The organism is Cyclobacterium qasimii M12-11B, from assembly GCF_000427295.1.
In the GTDB taxonomy this organism is placed as follows: Bacteria; Bacteroidota; Bacteroidia; order Cytophagales; family Cyclobacteriaceae; genus Cyclobacterium; species Cyclobacterium qasimii.
On the sequence record NZ_ATNM01000054.1, the window covers coordinates 1 to 977 of the forward strand.

At 51.4% G+C, this 977-nt stretch carries 1 protein-coding gene; it reads left to right on the forward strand.

The window, feature by feature from the left end; all coding sequences use genetic code 11:
- Positions 1 to 977: IS91 family transposase (locus tag ADICYQ_RS04950; protein WP_040414640.1), on the forward strand; the 977-nt coding region annotated here is incomplete at both ends.

Consider the following 977-nt stretch of genomic DNA (forward strand, 5'->3'; position numbering starts at 1 on the left):
TGACCAGGCGAAGGCCTACAATGACATTTTGGATTGCAGGACTGCAAAAATGGGCAGCCATACCCTCACCTGCGACACCTGTGGCAAAAGCAGGGTAAGTTACAACAGCTGCCGAAACCGCCACTGCCCCAAGTGCCAGTATGTCAGGCAGCTTTTATGGGTGGAAAAGCTGCAGTGTAGGCTACTCCCAGTTAGGTATTTTCACGTCGTGTTCACCATACCGGAATTCCTCAAGCCCCTGTTCTATCTCAACCAGCGGGAATGCTACGGCATACTCTTTGCCGCTTCGGCCCTTGCGGTGAAGAAGGCAGCATCGAACCCCACCTTCCTGGGGGTGGACAGCGGCTGCCTGTCGGTGCTCCATACCTGGGGTCAGGCACTCAATTACCACCCCCATATCCATATGCTGGTACCTGCCGGAGGGCCCGACCCTGACAACATGGAATGGGTAGCTGCGAACAAAAAGTTCTTTGTGCCGGTGAAAGCCCTCTCGGGCATATTCAGGGGGGTATTCATGGAAAAGCTCTTTCATGCCTTGCGGTCAGACCAGCTCAGGATACCTGAAAAACAGAAAGGGATGTACGCCGCCCCGGAGCTTTTAAAAAAGGAAGTTTATTCGAAATCCTGGCATGTCTATATCAAAAAAACGTTCAAAGGTACCAACCAGGTAGTTAGCTATCTGGGCAGGTACACCCACAGGGTGGCCATCAGCAACAGCCGGATACAGTCCGTCGAAGACGGCACGGTAAAGTTCAGGTGGAAGGATTACCGGGACCGTAAAACCAAAATCATGGAACTTCCGTGTGCCGAATTCACCCGCAGGTTCATGCAACACGTCCTTCCAAGCGGATTTTACAAGATAAGGTATTATGGGATCATGTCATCGGCGAACAGCAAGACCAAAATGGAGGACTGTTTCAGACTGCTGAAAGCGGCAAGATTCATTTCCTTTTATGAGGGATTGTCGACCTATGAGA